General features: G+C 73.0%; 19 protein-coding genes. 6 read left to right on the top strand and 13 right to left on the bottom strand.

Features of this window, described 5'->3' with window-relative positions; genetic code table 11:
- Window positions 1–37: 37 nt before the first annotated feature.
- Genes ABZ906_RS42740 through ABZ906_RS42715 form a run of 6 tightly spaced genes read right to left on the bottom strand, consistent with a single transcriptional unit; the run spans window position 38 to window position 7,791 of the window.
- The gene (locus ABZ906_RS42740) at window positions 38–2,836 is read right to left on the bottom strand and encodes a hypothetical protein (protein ID WP_361392215.1); all 2,799 of its coding nucleotides are present in this window, start codon (window positions 2,834–2,836) and stop codon (window positions 38–40) included.
- 6 nt (window positions 2,837–2,842) lie between these two features.
- Complete coding sequence (locus ABZ906_RS42735; protein ID WP_361392212.1) at window positions 2,843–3,208, bottom strand: hypothetical protein; 366 nt, start codon at window positions 3,206–3,208, stop codon at window positions 2,843–2,845.
- Window positions 3,208–5,919 (bottom strand): ATP-binding protein, encoded by a 2,712-nt coding sequence (locus ABZ906_RS42730; RefSeq protein ID WP_361392209.1) that lies wholly within the window; start codon window positions 5,917–5,919, stop codon window positions 3,208–3,210. Before ABZ906_RS42730 ends, ABZ906_RS42735 begins: the two co-directional genes overlap by 1 nt.
- A complete protein-coding gene (locus ABZ906_RS42725) occupies window positions 5,919–6,530 on the bottom strand; it encodes a hypothetical protein (RefSeq protein WP_361392206.1) in 612 nt (203 codons plus the stop codon). Before ABZ906_RS42725 ends, ABZ906_RS42730 begins: the two co-directional genes overlap by 1 nt.
- Window positions 6,527–6,859 carry a hypothetical protein gene (locus tag ABZ906_RS42720; RefSeq protein ID WP_361392203.1) on the bottom strand — a complete coding sequence of 111 codons (333 nt, stop codon included), beginning with the start codon at window positions 6,857–6,859 and terminating at the stop codon, window positions 6,527–6,529. The genes ABZ906_RS42725 and ABZ906_RS42720 overlap by 4 nt, the downstream gene beginning before the upstream one ends.
- Window positions 6,856–7,791: a conjugal transfer protein gene (locus ABZ906_RS42715; protein ID WP_361392200.1), complete on the bottom strand. Its 936-nt coding sequence runs from the start codon at window positions 7,789–7,791 to the stop codon at window positions 6,856–6,858. Before ABZ906_RS42715 ends, ABZ906_RS42720 begins: the two co-directional genes overlap by 4 nt.
- Before the next feature lie 1,478 nt (window positions 7,792–9,269).
- On the opposite strand from ABZ906_RS42715, the gene ABZ906_RS42710 reads away from it, so the two are divergent.
- The 4 genes from ABZ906_RS42710 to ABZ906_RS42695 all read left to right on the top strand — a co-directional run bounded on the left by ABZ906_RS42710 (window position 9,270) and on the right by ABZ906_RS42695 (window position 12,780).
- Window positions 9,270–10,322, top strand: coding sequence for a hypothetical protein (locus tag ABZ906_RS42710; protein WP_361392197.1), 1,053 nt, complete (start codon window positions 9,270–9,272; stop codon window positions 10,320–10,322).
- 68 nt (window positions 10,323–10,390) lie between these two features.
- A complete protein-coding gene (locus ABZ906_RS42705) occupies window positions 10,391–11,107 on the top strand; it encodes a hypothetical protein (RefSeq protein ID WP_361392195.1) in 717 nt (238 codons plus the stop codon).
- Between the two features lie 74 nt (window positions 11,108–11,181).
- Window positions 11,182–11,694 carry a hypothetical protein gene (locus ABZ906_RS42700; RefSeq protein ID WP_361392192.1) on the top strand — a complete coding sequence of 171 codons (513 nt, stop codon included), beginning with the start codon at window positions 11,182–11,184 and terminating at the stop codon, window positions 11,692–11,694.
- A gap of 81 nt (window positions 11,695–11,775) precedes the next feature.
- Window positions 11,776–12,780 (top strand): hypothetical protein, encoded by a 1,005-nt coding sequence (locus ABZ906_RS42695; protein ID WP_361392189.1) that lies wholly within the window; start codon window positions 11,776–11,778, stop codon window positions 12,778–12,780.
- Window positions 12,781–13,202: 422 nt separating this feature from the next.
- Here the strand turns inward: ABZ906_RS42695 and ABZ906_RS42690 are convergent, their stop codons facing one another.
- From ABZ906_RS42690 to ABZ906_RS42680, 3 genes are all read right to left on the bottom strand, one after another.
- Window positions 13,203–14,363, bottom strand: a complete 1,161-nt coding sequence (locus ABZ906_RS42690; RefSeq protein WP_361392186.1) for a methyltransferase domain-containing protein — start codon at window positions 14,361–14,363, stop codon at window positions 13,203–13,205.
- A complete protein-coding gene (locus ABZ906_RS42685) occupies window positions 14,360–14,494 on the bottom strand; it encodes a hypothetical protein (RefSeq protein WP_361392183.1) in 135 nt (44 codons plus the stop codon). Before ABZ906_RS42685 ends, ABZ906_RS42690 begins: the two co-directional genes overlap by 4 nt.
- A 257-nt stretch (window positions 14,495–14,751) precedes the next feature.
- Window positions 14,752–15,183, bottom strand: a complete 432-nt coding sequence (locus ABZ906_RS42680) for an ATP-binding protein (protein WP_361392180.1) — start codon at window positions 15,181–15,183, stop codon at window positions 14,752–14,754.
- A gap of 187 nt (window positions 15,184–15,370) precedes the next feature.
- On the opposite strand from ABZ906_RS42680, the gene ABZ906_RS42675 reads away from it, so the two are divergent.
- Together ABZ906_RS42675 and ABZ906_RS42670 are read left to right on the top strand one after the other, a co-directional pair.
- Window positions 15,371–16,648 (top strand): XRE family transcriptional regulator, encoded by a 1,278-nt coding sequence (locus tag ABZ906_RS42675; protein ID WP_361392177.1) that lies wholly within the window; start codon window positions 15,371–15,373, stop codon window positions 16,646–16,648.
- Window positions 16,645–17,178: a GNAT family N-acetyltransferase gene (locus tag ABZ906_RS42670; RefSeq protein ID WP_361392174.1), complete on the top strand. Its 534-nt coding sequence runs from the start codon at window positions 16,645–16,647 to the stop codon at window positions 17,176–17,178. The genes ABZ906_RS42675 and ABZ906_RS42670 overlap by 4 nt, the downstream gene beginning before the upstream one ends.
- Before the next feature lie 100 nt (window positions 17,179–17,278).
- On the opposite strand, the gene ABZ906_RS42665 is transcribed toward ABZ906_RS42670, so the two are convergent.
- From ABZ906_RS42665 to ABZ906_RS42650, 4 genes are all read right to left on the bottom strand, one after another.
- On the bottom strand, window positions 17,279–18,157 hold the full coding sequence (locus ABZ906_RS42665) for a hypothetical protein (RefSeq protein ID WP_361392171.1): 879 nt from the start codon (window positions 18,155–18,157) through the stop codon (window positions 17,279–17,281).
- 241 nt (window positions 18,158–18,398) lie between these two features.
- Window positions 18,399–18,665 carry a hypothetical protein gene (locus ABZ906_RS42660; protein ID WP_361392168.1) on the bottom strand — a complete coding sequence of 89 codons (267 nt, stop codon included), beginning with the start codon at window positions 18,663–18,665 and terminating at the stop codon, window positions 18,399–18,401.
- Complete coding sequence (locus ABZ906_RS42655; protein ID WP_361392165.1) at window positions 18,662–18,961, bottom strand: hypothetical protein; 300 nt, start codon at window positions 18,959–18,961, stop codon at window positions 18,662–18,664. Before ABZ906_RS42655 ends, ABZ906_RS42660 begins: the two co-directional genes overlap by 4 nt.
- Before the next feature lie 116 nt (window positions 18,962–19,077).
- Complete coding sequence (locus ABZ906_RS42650) at window positions 19,078–19,989, bottom strand: replication-relaxation family protein (protein ID WP_361392162.1); 912 nt, start codon at window positions 19,987–19,989, stop codon at window positions 19,078–19,080.
- Window positions 19,990–20,082 lie beyond the last annotated feature (93 nt).

The following is a 20,082-nucleotide window of genomic DNA, read 5'->3' as shown; positions in this document are numbered from 1 at the left end:
CGCCGCCGCGGCCCGCGGCGCGGTCGTGGTGCGCGCATCAGTCCTCACCGCCGGCGTCCGGGTCGTCGCCGTAGCGGCGCTGCAGTTCCTCGCGGACGCGGCGCCGCTCGGCCTCGCCTTCGGGCGAGGCGCCGCCCAGCCGGGCCACGAAACGGCGGCGCAGCTCGGCCGGATCGGCCTGTCCGCTGTGCGAGGGCCTGGAGGGCGAGTGCCCGGCGCGGCCCGCGGAAGGCGCGGGCGTGGCCGACCCCAGGCTGCGGTCGCTGCCACGGGGCGCGGCCGCCCCGCCCGGGGCGGCCGTCCGCGGGGTCCAGCTGCCCCACGGCATCGACGGTTCACCGGCCGGGCCGCCCGCGGCCGAGGGGCGCGGGGAGGCAGCCGCAGCGGTCGAGCCGCCGGATGCGGGGCGCAGGACGCGGCCGAGGGTCGGGTCCGGGCCATCTGATGTTCCCGGGCCCCCGCTGCCCCTCGCGCCGCCGGGAGCGGTTCGCTCGTCGTGTGTCCAGGAGCGTGCGTCCTCGCGGAGGGTGTTGCCCCATACCGCGAGTTGCTGTCGGGCGTCCTTGGTGTGTTCGGTGGCGCTCTGGCGGGCGCGGCGGGTGGTGGTGGGCAGGCCGAGGGTAGTGCCGTAGGCGGCGCGCCCGCCGCGGTGCAGGATGCGGTAACCGCGCAGCCGTACGAGGCGGTTGTGGGCGCGGGTGGAGAGCAGGGTGCGGTCGCTGTTCTGGTTGTGCAGCAGCTGCCCGGTCTGCGGGTCGGTGATCAGGCCGTCCGGGTCGCGGTAGCGGTCGGGCGGGCCGTCACGGCGCGGACCGCGCGAACCGTCGGGCCCCGCCGGGCCGCCGCCGTCGAGGCCGTCCGCGTGCGGGCCGCTGCCCGGCTTGTCGCCTTCGGCGGTGGGCTTGCGCATCCGCTCCAGGGCCTTGTCGCCGGGGTGCTTGCCGACCAGCAGGCCCCATGCGCCGCGGGCGCCGAGGCCGGCGCCGGTGGCGGCCAGCGCGAAGGGGGCAAGGCCGCGCGCGGCCTCGGCACCCGCATCCGACAGAAGCCGCCCGGGGTCGACCGGCATGCCGGTGCCGTCACTCATCGCGGCCAGGGAGCGCATGATGCGCCCGCGGGTGCCCAGGCGCCCGTACCCCCCGCCGCCGAGCGAGCGCAGACCGAACCCGCCGCCCGCCCCCATGCCGTTGCCGCCGTGCACGGCCATCGCGGCGCCGATCTCGGAGGTGTCGCCGGGCAGATGGGTGCCGCCGACCTTCGCGTAGCGCATCCTGACGGCGAGGCGCTGCCCGGCCGAGGAGATCCCGGCGAGGAGTCTGCGGTGGAAGGCGAGGGCGGCCAGCGCCAGCGCGTCCAGCGCGAGGAGCCGTTCGGCCGGCACGTCGGGACCTCGGGTCAGGACGGTGTCGATACCGATGGCGTAGGAGGGCAGGAAGGTGCAGATGGCGAACATGCCCGCGATGGAAATGCCGTACAGGGCCAGCCATTTCCAGACGGCCTGCCGGTTGGGGCCTGGCAGCATCGCCCACACCAGCACCACCGACCCGACCGCGGCCGCGGCCACGTCGGCTGCCTGCAGGCCCAGCAGCACGAACGCGGCCGAGAGCGGGATCGCGGAGATGAGCAGGGCGGCGGCGAACAGCATCAGCACGCCCGCGGTGCGCCAGCCGGTGGGCTCCTTGGCGTAGGCGGCGGCCTCTTTGCCCACCGGGCCGGACTTCTCCAGCTCCTTGAGGAAGGCCGCGAACTGCTGGTCCTGGGAGTTGAGGACCGGGTCGGTGGCTTCCAGCAGTGCGTCGCCGGGGGTGAGCGGGACGGGCTTGATCGCCGGTTCTTCGTTGACCGGGTGCCCGCGCTCGCGCATGGGGCCCTTCACGCAGTACTTGTGGGCCGGGCCTTTGATCCGCTTGCACACGTCCTCGGCTTCCTTGCGGGCGTGCTTGCTGGCCGCGGAGTAGGGCTTGTAGCCGCCGGAGACGTATTTCAGGTGCAGGGCGTAGGCCTTGCGGTCCGACGCCTTGGCCGGGTCGAGGATCCGCCCGTACTGCACGAGCATGTAGCCCTTGACGACGGTGACGTTGGTCAGCGAGTCCTGGATGGGCCGGGCCGTCTGGGAGGCGGACTCCTTGTTCTTGTTCTCCAGCGCGTAGCACTTTTCCAGCGCGCGCCCGGACAGGCCGGCGCCGCAGGGGCCCGCATCCCCGGACCCGATCTTGCCGCCCCAGTCGTAGGAGTCGACGGTCTCCCGGGTGACTTCGGCGGCGGCCCGCTCGCTCTGGGCCAGCGGACCGTTCTGTCCCAGCAGGTAGTCGGGGCGCACGAATGCGGAGGCCGCGAATGCGGCGATCACCAGGGTGAGGACGATCTCTCCCAGGCCCTTGCCGGCCTTGCCGCGCACCAGGAGGATCCCGCCGAAGATGAACGCCCAGGCAAGGAACAGGCCTTTGATGCCCAGGGTGTCGACGACGATGCCGTTGTAGGTGTCGGAGAGGTCCTGCGCGGGATCGGAGAGCATTTTGATCAGCGGGAAGCGCAGCGCGAACTCGATCGCCCAGCAGCTGAGGCCGACCACCAGGCGCAGGAGGGTGAACAGGCCGTTCATGATGAACGCGTAGGCGTTGGTGCGCAGCGAGAAGATGGAGCCGCCCTGGGCGGAAAGCTCGTAGCCGTTGATCGGCACACCTTCGGAGCTCTCCACATTGAGCGGGGCCATCATGTCCCCGCCGCCGTCGGCGGCATAAGCGACCTGAGCGTTGACGATCAGGAACACCACGGCCAGGGCCAGGGCGTGGGTGAGGGTGCGCAGCCGGCCGTGCGCAAGGCGCCAGAGGATCACGGGAGCTCAGCGCCTTCCCGTACGGCGCCGCAGCCAGGCCAGGGCGAGCAGGCCGGCGGCGGGCGGCACCAGCAGCCAGGCGTTTGCCTCCCGCGCCGGAACCGTCGGAACAACAGCCGGGGGCGCGGCCGTGGTGCGCAGGCAGTACGCCTTGGCCGGGCCGACGATCAGCGCGCAGGCCTCCTCACGGCCGCTGTCACCGCTCGCGCGGGCGTGCACGGTGCGGGCCGCATCCAAGGGGCCAAATCCCCCGGTCGGGTCGATGGTGTTCAGCACGGTCAGCAGCAGGCAGGCCAGGACCAGGACACCTGCGGCGAGCCGCACCGTGCTGCGCCCTCGGGTGCGCGGCCGGCTCGGGCGGGTCATCAGCATCAGCGGGCCTCCTGATGTGCGGCGGCCGGCTGCGAGCTGTCGGCCGGGGCGTTCTTGGTCAGGTCCGCCACACCCGGTGCGGGTGTGCGTCGGCCGGGGGTGGTGGTGATGCGGGAGCTGATCCGCGTCACGGCGGGGATGACGACTTTGATGCGGCCGGTGTTCTGCCGGGGCCCGGTCAGCAGGATTTCCCCGGCGCGGTCCTTGTGGCCGACGGGAGACAGGCCGGAGGTGACCATCCGCACCAGCTCGGGGTCGGTGGGGTCGAGGCCGATGAAGTCCAGGCCGCGGCGGGCCCGGTCGCGTTCGGTGGTCCGCGCCAGGGCCCGGTAGGCCATCAGGCCGCGATCGGGGCCCAGTTCCGTGGCGTCGTGGGCGCCGGCGATGAGTCCGGCGCCGTGCTTGCGGCCGTCGTGGAGGATCTCGTGGACCAGGGCGGTGCCCTCGGCCGAGGAGGTCAGCCAGTACAGCTCGTCCAGGGCGACCGCGCAGAACCGTTCGGGCCGGGTGAAGGCGGCCTGGCGGGCTATGGCTGCGATCAGGTAGAGCACCGCCCGTCCGATCAGCGCTTCCAGGGGCTGTTGGTGGAGGATCTCGGCGTGCTCGAAGGCCTGCTTGGGCGGCAGTTTGAGCCCGGTGGTGGTGATGACGATGAAGTCGGAGGCGCCGGAGCCGTCCAGGCGCACCGGCGGCAGGGAGGGGTCGAACACCATCGAGGCCAGGGGGTTCTGCTCGACCAAGCGCAGCAGTCCGGCCAGGGTGGCGGCGGCGTCCTGGCGTTTGCCTCCTTCGGTGGCGGCCATCTGCCGCAGGACCTCGACCACACGGCTCATCGACGGCTCGTCCAGCGCGCCGGCCTGTTCGATGGCGTGGTGCAGGACTTCGCCGGAGGTGGTCATCGGTCCGATGCCCAGCTGCAGGGTGAGGTAGCTGAGCGCGTAGTGGCGTCCCTCCGGGCCGGGGAACAGCCGCAGCGGGTCGATGGACAGGGCGGCCTGTGCGGCGTCGATGATCTGGCAGCGGCCCGGCGCGGCCGTTTCGGCGAAGGCGGCCCACTCGCGCACGGGGGTGCGGTCGATGCAGATGGCGCGCCCGCCGCGGTCGACGACGGACTGGCTGACCAGCTTCAGCAGCACGCTCTTTCCGGCGCCCAGGTCGCCGACCACGCCCAGGGATGCGGAGGCGTCCTGCTTGGGGGCGTCGGCGGGATTGATCAGAACGGGGCGGGTGGTGCCGCAGTCCAGATCCAGACCGAGCAGCATCCCGGTCGGATCGCCCACTTCACAGTGCGTGAAGGCGCCGGAGAGGGCCCAGTCCTCGCTGACCTGGTGCTGGGTGAACTCCTTGAGCCGGTGCGCCCGAACGGCGCCGGGCAGCCCCAGCATGAACAGATCACTTTGCAGTCCGGCGGGGCGCACCGCCCGGTAGTCCGCACCGGCAAGGAGCTTTTCCAGCGCGCGGGCCCGGGCGTCGCACAGCTGCGCAGTGGGCCCCCACACCGTGAGGGCAGTGACGGCCTGGACCTCGACCTCCACGCTGGTGCGTGAGAGGCGGGCGTCCAGCTCGCCCAGATCGCGGGCGGCATCCGGCAGCGAGGCGGGCATGCCGGTGGGCCGGGCGTCGTACTGGTCGGCCTGGTCGACCAGCTCGGTCTTCTTGCGCTGCACCTGCGCGCGGGCCTTCTCCGCGGGGACCAGGTTCAGGTCGATGGCGAAGTCGACGGGGAAGTCGAGGACTTCCAGCTGCGCGAACAGGTCGGCGGCCTCCAGCGAGACCGCGGGCGGGCATTCGGCCAGAGCCAGGTGCGCCTGGTAGCCGGTGCCCTGATCGCTCTCGACCTGCAGCCAGCGCCGCCGCAACGGCGAGGCCGAACGCGCCTTCCACCAACGCGTCCGGCGCCCCGCGCCGCCCCGGCCGCGGGAGGGTGCCGCTTCCTGCGGATCTTCGTCGTCGGCGGGTTCGGCGGGTGGGGTGCCGCCTTCCTCGAGGCGGACTTGTCCGAGGTCGGCGTAGCTGGGGGAGTGCAGCAGCTTGCCGCGCACCTGCCCGCCGTACAGATCGCTGAGCGTGGCTTCGCCCAGGAGCGGTTCGGCCAGGCCCCGGTGCACGGCGTGCTGGATCATCCACACGATTTCGGCCGGGCGGGCCGGCCGGTAGCTGGCGGCGCCGGCCAGCTGCGCCTCGATCTGTTCGGCCTGCTGGCGCACGGAGTTGACCTCGGCGCGGGTGACGGGGGCGGCCCGCAGACCCAGGGTGTCGGCGACCTCCGCCCACAGGGCGCCCGCCGCCTTCACGCCCTGGTTCTCTGATTCCAGCGGGACGGCCAGCCACCAGGTGCGCTGGTGCATCTCCTGGCCCTGCAGCAGATCGAGAGCCGCCTCCAGGTGGTCCACCCACGGCCGCGCGGCGGGCGTGAGGGCCTCGCCGCTCTCCTCGTCTTCGAGTCCGTCGGTCATCCGCCAGGCGACCTCGACGGGATCGACCTGCGCACAGAGCCCGAACAGCCGGGGGGCGCCGGACAGGGAGCGCACCAAGTGTGTGATCTTGCCGAGGAGTTCGTCGCGGACGGACGGGGGCACATAGGTGCCCGGCACGGTCTCCTGGCTGCGGCCCTGCTCGTCGGGGCCGGGGTGCAGGCGGTAGATCGCCCAGACGTGGCCGTGGGCGGACCACAGCAGGTGTCCGGCGATATGCCGGATGGGAACACGCATCACACTTCCGCTTTCTGGGTCTGTGCACGGTGGTGGGCCCGGGCCAGCAGCGCGGCCGCGGGCGAGACCCCGGCGGCCGGTCCCGCGGGTCCCGTGGGAGTTGCCGGGGGCGGGGTGCGGCGGTTCCGCCGGGCCGGCGTGGTGCGGGTGCGGGCCGCCCTCGCCGGGGCGGGAGCAGGGGGCGCGGGCGTGGCGGGCGCCGGCCCGGGAGCGGGGGAGGGGGAGTCGGTGAGGGGTTCGAGGGTGAAGCCGCCGCCCAGACGGCGGGCGCGCGGATCACGTGCGGCGTGCGCTCCGATCCGCCCGCCGCCGGGCTGCACGAGCAGCGCCACCATCCCCATGGCCGCCGACACCGGATGACGTCCGCCGATCTTGGGACGGCGCAGCAGCCAGATCCCCACCAGCCACAGGGCGACCGGAACCGGCCCCAGCACGCTCCACACCGCGATCGTCTTGATGAGGACGAAACCGCCGACGACGGCCAGGCCGATCTGTGCGGCGTTGTAGGGGCCCAGCGGCAGCCGCCAGTCGGCGAGCTTGCCCATCACCCACGGATGCCGCCGCGCAGCGGTGTAGAAGCGCGCGGTTCGCGGCGCGGCGGCCGCGCTCACGCCCGCCCCTGCCCGGTGCGGGCCGTGACCAAGGCGCCCTCACGGTCGGGGTGCTGGAAGGCGGGGGCGGACTTGGCGGGGTTCTTGACCTCGTCCTCGAACATGTCCGCAAGATCGTTGCGGGAGGAGTAGAGGCCGAGCGCGATCACCATGAGGATCAGCGAGCCGATCCCGGCCTTCAGCGAGAACCGCTGCACCATGATCACGACGACGATTGCGATCAGCGCAGCCTTCAGTCCCTTGGAGCCCCAGTCCTCGACGGTGCCGATCCAGGAGTCCCCCAGGTCGGCCACCGCACCGGCCATCACCACTTCGTTGAGGGTGTTCATCGCTGCGCACCGCCCGTCGCGGGCGCCGTGGCCGTGGTGCCGGATTGCAGTGCGGCGATCTCCCAGCGGCCGCCGCGCGACACGAGGGCGAGCTCGTAGGCCAGCGGCCAGCGGGCGTTGTCCTCGCGGGCCTCGACCGCCACCCGCACCTGCACCCGGGTGCCATCCGCGGGCACCTTCTCGCCGGCCGCGCTCTCCTGGCGCGCGGACACCTCCTGCACCTCGACCCCGGTGGCGGCCGCGGGGGTCACGGCCGTCAGTTTCACCCCCGGCGCGAGGTAGCGGCCGACCTCGCCGCGCCCGGCCAGATACGCGGACAGGAACTCGCCGGCCGCCCTCGTCAGCGGACCGTCCTGGACGCTGACCGTGTAGGGGGATTCGGGCAGCGGGTGCACGGCGGGGGCGGCCACCAGGGCCGGTGCTGCGGTCACCGCGAACGAGCCGCCGCCGCCCGCGGTGATCGCGGGCACGGCGAAGTAGCGCACCGCATCGGCGTATTGCGCGGCCACCGTCACCGACCACTGCCCGCCCTGGCCCGGCAGGCTGCGCACCGGCGTCACCCGCCGCGGTGCCGGCGCATCCTCCTTCAGGGAGGGCAGGGTGACGTCGGGCGCCATCGCCTGCGCACGGCGCGCGGCCGCACTGCTCGCATCCTCGCTGCTGCGCAGCCACGCATCGACGAACTCGGCGACGTAGCCGGACGGGTCGGCCACCGATGCGGTCTGCGCGGTGCGCTTGGGGGCAGGGGCGGGTGCGGCCGCGGCGCCGGGGGAGGGCTGGCCGACGGCGACGGCCAGGGCGAGCGGACCGGCGGCCAGCGCCGCCCACACCCCGGCCCGGCCGGCCTGCACGCGGCGCCGCATCGTCGTCAGCGCGATACCGGCGGCCGCTGGACGCGGCCCGCCACCGGGTGAAGCTGTGGATCGGAACATGGGTGATCTCCCGAAGGGGGCGAGGGGGTTGATGACTTGAGACAACCCGCCGGCCCCGACCGGTTGGTCGACCACTGACCCCCGACCACGGTGTCGAAAGCGTCACGAAGTGCGTGGTCGGGGTGGTGGTCGCCCCGACCACCACCCCGACGGCCCCGACCACACCCTCCGGGCACGCCGGACGAAGCGCCCGCGAGGGCCGATCCGCGACCGCGCAGGGTGGGGCAACGCCCCCGTCGCGGCTTCCGCCGACCGGCAGGTAACGGGCAGGGCGTGGCGCGTGAACCCGCGGAGGGGGGACCCGTGCAGCGCTCGGTGCGGGGTCGCGGCCGTGCAGGGCGCTGACCTGCGTGGTCGGGGCTGCCAGGCCAGTGGTCGGGGCAGCACCCGGGAACGGTGGTCGGGATCTACCACCACTCTTCGCCGGACGGGTCCCCGCTGCGCGCCAGCGGGCAGAGGTCCGACGCCGTGTCCGCGGCTTGCGCTGCGCTGAACCGCCGGCGGCGGGTCACCGGTATGACTCATCGGCAATCGGCGTCGCCTGCTGCCGGTTGCTCATCGCCATCGCTCATCGCTCGTCGCTCGTCGCTCGTCGCTCATCGCCGTCGGTCGTCGCCGTCGGTCGTCGCCTGACGGTGGTCGCTTTTCGTCGTCGCGATCGCTGGCGGTGTACGGGGCGGGGAGGGGGCGATGGGCGGCTGCGCAGCGGGGGCCGTGCAGTGTCGGTCCGTTGCTCGCTGACTGCTGTGCGCCTGGTGCGGGCGCACGGACGCGGGTGCCGGGCGACCTGGAGTGCGCAGCGCGCTGACCTGCGGTGGTCGGGGCCTGTGGCCTGGTGGTCGGGGCGGTACCCGGGGACGGTGGTCGGTATCTACCACCGGTCCTTGTCCGGCGCCCGGATGACTGCGCGGGCAGCCACTGCAACCACTGCGCACCCGCTGCGCAGCGGGCTGTGATGGCTCGCCGGTGCCGGGCGATGATGACTGCTCCGCCAGCGATGACTACCGGCATCCATCGTCGTGCCGGGCACTGCTGCGCACTGCGCACGCAGCTGCGCAGAGGCGGCCCCGCTGCGCAACGGGACGGCCCCCGCCGATGGCATCGCCGCAGCGATGGTGCTGCGCAGCGGGTGTACTGCCGGACATCATCGCGCGATGCGCAGTGCGCAGCAGGCTTGCTCGCCGCCTGCCACCGTGCCCGGCCGTTGAGCAGACTCCCGCCTTCCCCGGGTGGGGGATCGTGGCGGGCGGCCCGGTGGTCGGGCCCGACCACCGGGCTCTGAGCGGGTTGTGATCGCTTCGTGACCGTGGTCGGGGGTTGGTGGTCGACAGATCGGTCGGGCCCGGCGGGTTGCCTCGGAGTATGAATCACCAACACCCCCTCTTCCCCGGCAGCCCGCCGCACGGGGTGGGACCGGCGCTGCAGGGCGCCGCCCGCCGCCCGGCATGCATCTACGTCGTGGTGCCCGGCGGGCTGCGGTGAGCGGGTACGGCGCCGGGATCCGGCGCGGCGAGATGGCGGGCGACCGCTTCACGCAGATCGCCAACGCGCTCTTCCGTGACCCGCGGATCTCGTTCAAGGCGAAGGGGATCTTCGGGCTCTGCTCCACGCACCGCGACGGGTGGCGCGTGACGCTCGTGGACCTGGCGCGGTGCGGCCCTGACGGGCGCAGCGCGGTGCGTTCGGGCCTGGCGGAGCTGGAGAAGTACGGCTACCTGACGCGGGAACGGGAACGGCACGAGGACGGCACGCTGGGCGATGTCATCTACGCCATCACCGACGCCCCGGCCCACCTCTACGACCTCCTGGGCGACAACGCCCCCCTTGCCCTCGAAGGCGTGCAAAGCCGCAGGTCACAACCAGAGTCCGATTTCCCTACGTTGGATTGTCCAACGTTGGCTGATCGCCCACCAAAGAACACCAGTCTTAAGAAGACCAGAAACCAGAACACCAACCCCGTCCGTCCGTCCGTCCGTAACGCGCGGGCGCGCGCGTTGGACGCACCGCCGCGGGAGCCTGGGGCACCAACTCGCCCTGCGACACCGCCGCCCGGCGAGCGGCTGCTGCGGGCGATCGGCGCCCGGCAGCCCGAACTGCTGCTCACCGGGCAGGCCCTTGCCGATCAGGGCCGCGTCGTCCAGGGCCTGCTGGATGCGGGCTGGACGCCGCAGCAGTTGCGGCACGTCGTCGCCGACCGGCCGCTGCCCCAGCCGCTGCACCACACGGTCGGCGCGATCATCGCCGCCCGGCTGCGCGCCGCACAGACCACCGGCCCACCCGTCCACGCCGGCACCCAGCCCGCCTCCGAGCCGGCGCCCTCCTCAACGGGCGCCGCCGGACGCACGGTCGCCGAGGCCGTCTCCCGCCGGGTGCTGGTGGAGTGCGCCGGCTGCGGCAGCCCCTCCCAAGCCCCCGGCCAGGACCTGTGCCCGGCCTGCCTCGACTGGCCTGCCTGCACTGCGTGCACCGGGCCCACACCGCGCCGCGCCGACCCGGCCGGCGACGGCCGCTGCACCCTCTGCGCCACCTGACCTTTCCGGCAGAACCCCTGCCGCGCACGCCCCGGATTGCCCGCCGCCGCCCACGGATCGAGGAACCGATGACTCTCACACCCCGCATCGCATCGACCCCGCACCACCCGCCCGGCACCGCCGAACGCACGCCCTGGGGGTGGCAACGCTGGAGCCCGGCCACCCCCGACGGTGCCGCGCCGCAGCTGCTGCAGATCGGCATCTGCGCCCCCGAGGCCTCGCTGCGGGCCCGGTGCGCGCGGCGCTGGCTCACCCGCCGCCCGCCGTTGCGTCTCTGCCTGGATCACGGCGGCTCGGTCACCGCCCTCACCCTGGCGACCGCGGTCGGCGCCCTGCTCGGCATGAGCTGGGCCACCGCCCACGGCCTCCACGTCGGGATCGGCCTGCTGCCGGCCATTCTGCTGCCCCTCCTCGTCGACCACTTGCCCGCCCGCCTCGACACGCGGGCCGGCGCGTACGCCTGCATCGTCGACAGCGCCAGCGGCCTTGCCTACCTGCAGCGGCTGACCGCACAGCACGCCACCGTCGTCCGCGCCGCCCGCGCCCACCCGGGCCCCGAGCTCGACTGCGCGCTGCAGCTGGGCCACCGGACGCTGTGGGAGATCGCCGTGATCATCACGGCGCCCGACCGCAACCCGGACACCACCTGCCGGTGGCTGGCCCTGGAAGCCCTGATGGACCACCTCGCCCGCCAGGCCGACGACATCAACCACCGGCGCGCTCTCGACGGGCCGCCCGCCGCCCGCGACGCCCCGCCGCCCTACCGGGCCCCCGGCCACCCCTGACCGCCGGCGGCCCCCAACTCGCCCGCGCCCGGACCCGACACCACCGCTGCACCACGCCCTCGAAGGAGACCGTCATGACCGACAAGATCTACTTCCTGTTCGCCCACGAGCCGTACTTCCCGCCGCACGGACTGCGGGAGGTCAACTGCACCATCGTCGCCGCCGACACCCTGCTGCATCCCCATGTCCGCCAGCCCGACGGCGCCCGCATCCACCGCCTCCTGCACACCGGACCGCGCACCGAGAAGGAGCTCGTGCCGCTGGCCACGCTCACCCACGAACTCGACGGCGGCGCCGGCTGGGAGAAGGTCGGCGACTGGGAAAAGGTCGTGGACGACCTGCTGACCCTGACGCGCTTCGGCTCCTGCGACTCGCTGGGGCTGGCCCTGCCCGCCCTGGAGCGGGCCCTGGTGTGCAGCGGCCCCAACACCCGCGTCCTCAACCTCAACCCGGCCACCGGCCAGCGCGAAACGCACGGCCCCGAACAGCGCTCCGCCGTCCTGGCCACGCTCACCGACAACCTGCGCGCCGCACAAGAGGGCCGTCAACTGTGGCCCGGCGCGGGCCTCCTGCCGGCCCTTCGCTGACCGCAGCCCCGCCCGCCGGTCCGTCGCGTCAGGCGGCCTGCGCCACCGCACACCCGCAATCCCGACCACAGGAGTCTTCCCATGCGCGTACGCGCCCTGCCCTTCACCGCCACTGCCCTCACCACGAGTGCCGCCCTGCTCCTGACCGCCTGCGGCGGCGGGGACAGCACCGACGACGAGAAGAGGCCCCAGAAGCCGGCCGCCGCCAACGCCACCGCCCGGGCCGGGGTAGTGGACCGTGCCGAGGCCAACCGGATCGTCGACCACTACGAGAAGGTCAACAACGCCGCGAACAAGGCCCGCAACGCCAAGCTCCTGTCCACCGTCGAAGGCGGCAACCTGCTGGAGCGCAGCAGCGCCGCCTACGAGCAGTTCGCAACCATGAGCGCGAAAGACCAGAAGGCCTACGTCAAGCCGTTCTTCTACAAGGAGCGCACGTTCTTCATCCCGGCCAAGGGCGAGGCCGACTGGTTCATGTTCACCGGGCGCAGCACGGATACCCCCGAGGCCCGCCGCAGCCTCCACGTCTTCGACAAGACCAAGGACGGCTGGCGGATGACGGTGTCCGTCGCCGCCGGCACCACCCTCCCGAAGATCGCCACCGGTGCCGACGGTCTGGCAACCCCGGTGGCCGCCACTGCCCGCACCGGCGCCCACGCGCCCGCCGGCATCCCCGACGCGTACGAGGACCTGTGGGCCACCGGCGGAAGGAAGGACGGCAAGATCCTCGCCGACAACAAGGTCACCCGGGAGGCCAAGGACGGCTACCGCGGCCGCAACGATGGCTGGGACCCCCGCCAGGCCCGCCGCTACTTCCTGCGCAGCGAGCCCAAGCACCGCGACACCTACGCCCTGAAGACCGCCGACGGCGGCACCCTGGCCGTGGTGCCCCTGGCCCACCAGCAGATCTCCCGCGTCCTCCATGGCGGCCTGCAGATCACCCCTGACGCCGAAGGGAAGATCTACGACCCGCGCCCCCGCGCGATCGTCATCGACGACTTCCACGGCCAGGCCCTGACCCACCTGCCGCCCACCGGGAAGCCGCGCGTCCTTGCCGCCCGCTACGAGTTCGTCGACTCCCACTGACCGACCGCACCCTGCCCGGGCCGCCGCCGGATGAAAGGAGCGCCCACCCTTCTTGAGGGGGCGCTCCTTTCACCGCGCGGCGACTATGCGCTCTTGGAGAGCGGCAGCGCCGCGACCGCACATCTCCGCAGCGGTCACCAGCAGCCCCTCCCGAGCCCCCGGCCAGGACCTGTGCCCGGCCTGCCTCGACTGGCCTGCCTGCACGACGTGCACCGGGCCCACGCCACGCCGCGCCGACCCCGCTGGCGACGGCCGCTGCACCCTCTGCGCCACCTGACCCCCGTCCGCGCATACCTGGACGCACACAGGAACGCCTGCACGCTGCGCTCACCGCTGGCTCCTGCGCCGCCCACCGTTACGCCTCTACCTGGACCACGGCGGCTCAGTCACGTGTGCGACGCTCCTGACCGCGGTGGCCGCCCCTACAGGCGCCAGGAGTTGGCCGGAGAGTCGAGCCACGCGCGGATGCCGTCGGGGGCGACGGTCAGCCCGAACCGCTCGTGCGCGGGCCGGTCGTGGGCCGCCCACCAGGCGAGCGCGGCCTCGACCTCGTCCCACAGGCGCCGCGGCCCCTGCTGCCACACGACGGTCTCCATGCCGTCCCGGAAGAAGATGCACGCCCACGACTTGTCGCCGGGCCCGTAGAGCCAGACGGGGCGGGCGCCGTCGCGCCTGTCGGCGACGACCTTGACGACGTCGCGCACGCGCAGGCTCACCGCCCACTGCGCCGGGTCGAATCTGGCGGTGGCGAGGTCCTCCTCGCGGACGGCTGCGGTGCGCCTGTCGCCGTCACTGACGCGGGCGACGAAGTCGGCGTGCGCGATGGCGGGGGTGCGCTGGGCGCGGGCCTTCATGAACTCGGCCGGCCGCAGGAAGGGGCCCTCGGCGACGGTGCCGCGGACCGTGAGGCGGGCCACGGCGTCCGTGTTGCTGTAGTGCGTGCCGAAGGGCGCGACGATCAGGCCGCCCTGCCTGACGAGGCGGACCAGGTCGCCGAAGTCGCGCAGGCCGAAGGTGATCAGGATCCGGTCGAAGGATGCGCCGGCGAGGTGTGCGGTGGCGTCGCCTTCCTCGAAGTGCGGGTACAGGCCCATGCGGCACAGCCGTTCCCGGGCGGTGCGGGCGACCGCCGTGTCGACCTCGGTGGTGGTGACGGCGCCGTGGCCGAGCCGGTGGGTGAGGGCCGCGGCCGTCTCGCCGCTGCCGGTGCCGCCGTCGAGGACGCTCATGCCGGGCTGTGCGTCGAGGTCGTTCAGCAGCCGGTAGACGACGGACGGCATCGAGCTGGAGGAGGTGGACATGGTTCCGGGGCCGGGGCCCTGCTGGTGGCCGTCGTCCCACTGCGTGACGATCGGGATGTCCTGGTCGGCGTGCGCGTACCAGGCGCGCGGATTTTCGCGCCGGTCGAGGGTGAGGGTCTGGCCGGTGCTCATGTCGTAGGGCCAGATGACATCGGGCAGGAAGTCGGCACGGTCGACGGCCGCGAAGGTGGGGGCCCAGTCGGAGGTGAGGTGGCCCGCAGACATGAGAGCGCGCCCCAGCCTGGTACGGCTGGAGCGCTCCTGGTGCGTTGTGCTGTTCATGGGGTCGGTGCTCCGTCGCCGGGTTGGGGTGTCTTGCCGATGCTGGGGCCGCCGTCGGGGCTGGGCGGGTCCTGCGGGCCGGGCCACAGTTCGCCGGGGACGCTCGCGAGCACGGTTCCTGTGATGTGCATGGTCCGCTCCTTCTGGGTGGGCTGTGTCCGCGTGGTGCGTCCCTGCCGGGGCCGGTGTGGTCAGGCCCCGGCAGGGGTGTGGGCCGCTCCTCTTCAGCCCGAGAGAGGAGCGGCCGGTGACCCGGTGGCGACGGGGGACGCCTCCGGGCCGCCCGTCCCTGACCAGAGGACGGGAGCTGAACGGTCGGCGGGTGCGCGGTCGGCGTCAGGGCGCGTGAGACCTGGCGGTACGGCCACCTGCGGGTGCGAAGCGGCGTTCACCGGCACTCCTCGGGCTTGACCTCCAACTGGGCCCAGACCTGCTTCCTGCGGTCCGCACCCGTGCCCAGCAGGGTGGTGCCCCAGGAATGGGTGAGGGCGTCCACCAGGACCAGGCCCCGGCCGCGCAGGTCGTCGGCCTGCGGGGCGCCCATGCAGGGCAGGTCCTGCGAGGTGTCGACCACGGCGACCAGCAGGCGTCCGGGACGCGGGCGTTCGACGATGACGCGGATGGAGCGGCAGCGGGTGTGGCGTACGGCGTTGGCGACGAGTTCGGACATCACCACCTGCGCTATCTCGGCATAGTCCTCTACGCCCCACGCCGTGAAGGCGGTGCGGACCAGGCGCCGCGCCTCACTCGCGCTCTCCGCGGTGTTGGTCATCGTGACGTCGTAACCGGGGTGCCGTCGTCTGGCTGGAGCCATGGTCATGATCACGCCTTGGGTGGGGGCAGTGCCGCACCCCCGGATGGGGGCCCGGCGGGACCGTACGCACCAGATAACGCCCGCCTCGGGAACGGGGGTTAGGGGATGTGCACGGCCGTCGCAATGCTTCCCCTAGGGGGTTTTGGCGCTCTGTTTACCTGACTGTGCGTGTGCGGAGGTCTACGGTGCGGTCATGGACACCACGCGCAATCAGCTCCTTGAGGCGTGGATGTACGAGCACGGCCACAGCTCCAGCACCCTTGCGGGCGCCCTGAATTCGGCCCTGGAACGTCTCACCGGCCGTCCCGGCCGGTTCGACGGGCGCACGGTCCGGGAGTGGCGTTCCGGGCGCGCCCGCTGGCCCCACGCGGCCACACGCAGGGCTCTGGAGGACGTCACCGGGCTGTCTCCCGCCGCCTTAGGGTTCGTGCCGCGGGGCCGGGCGCCGTCCGCCCCCGCTCCACCGGAGGAGGACCCCATGAAGCGCCGCTCCATCGTCGCCGGCACCGTCGCGGTGGTGGCCGCCGCGGCCGCCCCCGGAAACGCCGCGGCCCGCCGTATCGGCATGAGCGACATCGAGCGCCTGCAGCGCACGTTCGCCGACGTCATCGCCAGCGACCACCGCCACGGCGGCCAGGTCGCCATCGAGCGGCGCGCGGTGGCCCTGGCCACCGAGGCGCTCAACCTGCAGAACGCGGGCAGCGCCACCCAGCGGGTGCGCAGCAGCCTGTATGCGTGCGCGGCCTCCTTCCGGTCCTCCGCGATGTGGGCCGCGATCGACGGCCGCCGCTACAGCGAGGCCGTCGGCCACATGCGCGAGGCCCAGGCCCTCGCCGAGCTCTCCGGGGACCAGGCGATCAAATTCCGGATCTGGTCCCACGCGGGCAGCCTCTACCGGCACATGGGACGCCCCGCCGACGCGGCCGCCGCCAACGACGTCGCCCGGGGGCTCTACATCACCCGCCGCGACCCGCTGTTCGCCTCCCTCGGCATCGCCCGGCAGATGGCCATCCAGGGCGTCATGCAGGACCGCAGCGGGCTGCGCCGCGCCTACGACCAGGCGCAGGAGGCCATGGACCGCGCCGACCCCGGCGCCTACCGCCCCGTGTGGCTGCTCGCCTTCTACGACGAGGCCGAGCTGCACTCCCTGGCGCTCTCGGCCCACCTGTCCCTCGGCGACTACCCCGCAGCCGAGTACCACGCGCACCGCAGCCTGGCCGCCCTGCGGCCCTACATGCTCCGCTCACGGGCGATCACCACCAGCCGCCTCGCGCACGCACAGCTCGCCCAGGGAGACCCCGACGCCGCCACCCGCACCGCGATGACGGTGTCGAAGGACGCCGCTACCCATCACGCGCGGGTGTCGAGGATGCTGCAGGAGTTCGGGTCTGCACTGCGCGCCACCGCGCCGGGCAGCCCCACCGCGCACGCCTGGACCGAGCACACCGCCGCCTGGAGGGCCACGACATGACCACGACGATCGACCTGCGCACGTTCACCGCACTCGACGCGGCCCGCGGTGACCTGCTCGACGTGTACGCCGAGGTGCGTGCCCCGCTGCTGCACCTGCCCAACTACGCCGTCACGGTCTTCGGCGAGCGGTTGGACCGGCACGGGACCGAGCCCGGGTTCATGGCCGTCCTGGCCTATGCGGACGGGCATCCGGTCGGCTACGCCTACGGCAACCGCATCGAGCACGGCGACCGGTACTGGCAGCGCACCAGCCCGGCGCCGCCCGCGCAGTACACCGAGCGCCCGGCGGTAGCACTCAAGGAGATCGGGGTCAGCCCCGCGTGGAGAGGCACGGGGACCGCCCGGCGTATCCACGACGCCCTGCTGGCCAGCCGGGAGGAACCGTACGCGACCCTCATGGTCAACAAGGCGGCCGGCGACGGGAAGGTCCACGCGCTGTACGAGTCGTGGGGCTACCGGGACATCGGACAGAGCCAGCCGTCGGCGGCCTCGCCGGTCCTCACCGTGATGACCCGGCCCTCCCGCTGACCGGTCGACGCCACAGCCCTTCCCGGCGACAGGGCACCGGGAAGGGCGCCCGCCGCCGGAGCCCGCCTTTCTCAGGAGGGCTCCTTGCATCGCGTGGCGACTACGCGCTCTTGGGGAGCGGCAGCGCCGCGACCGCAGATTGCTTGGCCGCTTTCAGGGCCTTGGTGAAGGTATCGGCCACCACTGCGGCCTCCCCGGTAAGGCCGTCCAGTTCGGCGACGGCGAGATCGTCGCGAACGGTGCGGGCGAGCAGGTCCAGCAGCTCGGGGCTCGTATCGCTCAGCAGCTGCAGCTGCTGGAGCTCCTCGTACCCGGCATCGGCCTGCACCACTTGACAGGCGTAGGCCTCCAGGGCTGCCACGCGCCGCTCCAAACCGTCCCGGCTGACCTCCAGCGCCGCACGCCGTTTGGCCAGAAGATCGGTCACCTTCCGGCTTCCTGGCTCGGCCGGCTCCTGGCGGACCAGGCGGCTGTAGTCGCGCAGAGCGGTGGCGATTTCCCACTCGTGCGCCGGGAGCATCAGCTCGTTGCGCGTCTGGTCCAGGAGCGAAAGGCGGTGGACGTCGGATCCCAGGATGGCGTCGGCGGCGCGCTGGGTGCGCACGAGGAGGTCCTGGGCCTCCTCGGTCAGATCCCGGGGCCGCACCCAGCGGTCACCTGACCCGGCGACAAAGCGCCGGTTGCGGTTGTCACCCGAGGCCACAAGCAGCGTGATCATGATGAAGGCGGCGAGCAGGGCTCCTCCCATCAGCATCAGCTTCGGGGCCCAGAGTTCGACATGGGCCGCGATCCATGTCGGGCGGTCAACCTCGGTGGCCCACAGCCAGGCAAGGCCGGGCGGCACCATCAACGCCGCACCCTTGCCGAGGGGCGGCAGAGCGACCCACACCAAGCTGGAGGGTTCGGCGGTGTCCGCACTGCGGCGCTCTGCGGCCTCTCGCAGGAGCGCTCTGTCAGCGTCCGACAGTTCCGGGTCCATCACCGTACGGGGGATCTCGCGGCGGAAGGGTTCTGGGACCTTCACTCAAACCCCCACATGCGTAGCGCAGTTCACTGTGAGCTCCACCAGCCGAACCTTGACCATTTCTTGCGGTGACATCCGACCTCATCGCGATTCGTGGCCAGGGCAACCAAGTGACATCCGTCGACGCGTCGAAAAGCCTCCCGCTCCGACCTCCATAGCCAGGCGGACGAGCCCGGCCGCAGGTCGTCATCCTTCCTTAGGGGCCGGCGATGAGCCAGATGATGAGGGAGGCGTCCAGGTCGCGCGTGTAGCGGTGCACCACGGAGATGCCGCGGCCGCCGGTCTGCTCGGGCAGCAATTCGACGGCGTAGGTCGCAGACAGCGGGTCGGCGTCGGGCAGTTCACGGCCCTGCTCGGGATCGTCTTCCAGGGCTCTTCGTACGGATTCGACGGCGGCCTGCTCGGACCGGCTGAGCTGCGTGCGGGCTTTCTCGGCGGCGTCGGAGTAGAAGGCGTGGGTCACCGGGGGTTGGCCTCGGCCATCTTCCGGCGGAGCTCGGCGTGCACGTCCTCGGAGCTGCGGGCGAGTGCGGCCATGCCCTGGCCGTCGCACCGCAGCAGGACGCGGTGCCGGTAGGCCTGGGCGAGCTCGCGCACCGTGGTCAGATCGTCCAGATCGGTGGCGTCCAGCTCCTGTTCGAACCGCTGCCGGTCACCGGGAAAACCCCACTCCGAGAGCGCTGCGCGGAGCTGGGCGAGCGTGCCCATGGGCGGGGCGCCGCCGGGCCGGTCGGCCGGGTGGTCGGGTTGTGCGGTCACGGTGTCCTCCTCATCGCTGCTACCGACGCTACTGGCTCACCGCCCCGCCGCGGTACGCCCCGGAAGATTCGCGCCGGTTCCTTGCCGATGGGCGGGCGGCTCGCAGACGGCGCCGGTCAGAGATCGTTCCAGGGGCGTGGTTCGGCCTCTCCGGTCAGGGGGGTCCAGAGGGCGGCGGTGGGGCCGTGTTCCTCCAGGTCCTCCAGGACGGCGGCGCCGAGGGGTACATGACGGGCGAGTTCGGCGACGCCGGGGTGGACCTCGGCCATGGACCGCAGGTCGGCGGTGCGGTTGGCCAGGGTCCGGCGGCCGGCGCCGGTGAGGACGAACAGCACGCGGGGAAAGACGGGATACCAGCGCTTCCACATCGGGCCCTCCAGCCCCGGTGCGGGCTTGCGGCGGCCGGCGGGGGCGGGCTGGTAGAGGTGGAAGCGGGCGTACTCGATCAGCTTGCTGGCCATCCGCTCGCTGCTCATGGTGGAGCGGTCGACCTCGATGAGGGCCCGCAGCTTGGTGCGGCCGCCGTCGGCGCGGGCCAGGGTGTAGTGCATGAGGGCGTCGGCGATCAGGCGGTCGCCGTCGCCGAGATTGTGGGCGACCTCGGGAGTCCAGTCGAAGGGGCCGTGCTCGTCGCCCCGCCTGCGGGCGTCGCAGACGAACGCGGCGTGGGCGCGCACGGCGGCCAGCGTGTGGGCGGTGCGCAGGGATGCGGCGGTGGCGGAGGTGACGGGGTAGGGCGGCCGGCCCTGCAGCTCCGGCAGTGACTGCGTCAGGCGGGCGCCCTCGGCGGTCAGGTACCAGGCACGGGTCCTGTTCGACCGCGGCAGCACGATGTGCTCCACGAGCTGACGGCGCTCAAGCTGGTTGAGGTTGCGCGAGACGTGCGGGCGGTTGGTGGGGAGCAGGACCTGCTGCACCTGGGCGGTGGTGGCCATCCGGTGCTGCGCGATGAAGGGCAGGATGCGGTCGGCCAGGCTCGTCCGGTCCAGGGGCCCGGAGGCGTCCTCGTCTTCGAGAGCGGGGTTCATGCGCGGTGCTCCTTGTCGCAAGCGGTACCTGTAGGCCTGGTGCGGCCACTGCCCGGTGCCGGGCCCGGGCGGTTCAAGGCGGCGCGGCCGGGC

The organism is Streptomyces sp. NPDC046925 (assembly GCF_040644915.1).
In the GTDB taxonomy this organism is placed as follows: Bacteria; Actinomycetota; Actinomycetes; order Streptomycetales; family Streptomycetaceae; genus Streptomyces.
The sequence above is the reverse complement of the archived record's forward strand: the minus strand, read 5'-3'. Positions and strand labels throughout refer to the sequence as shown.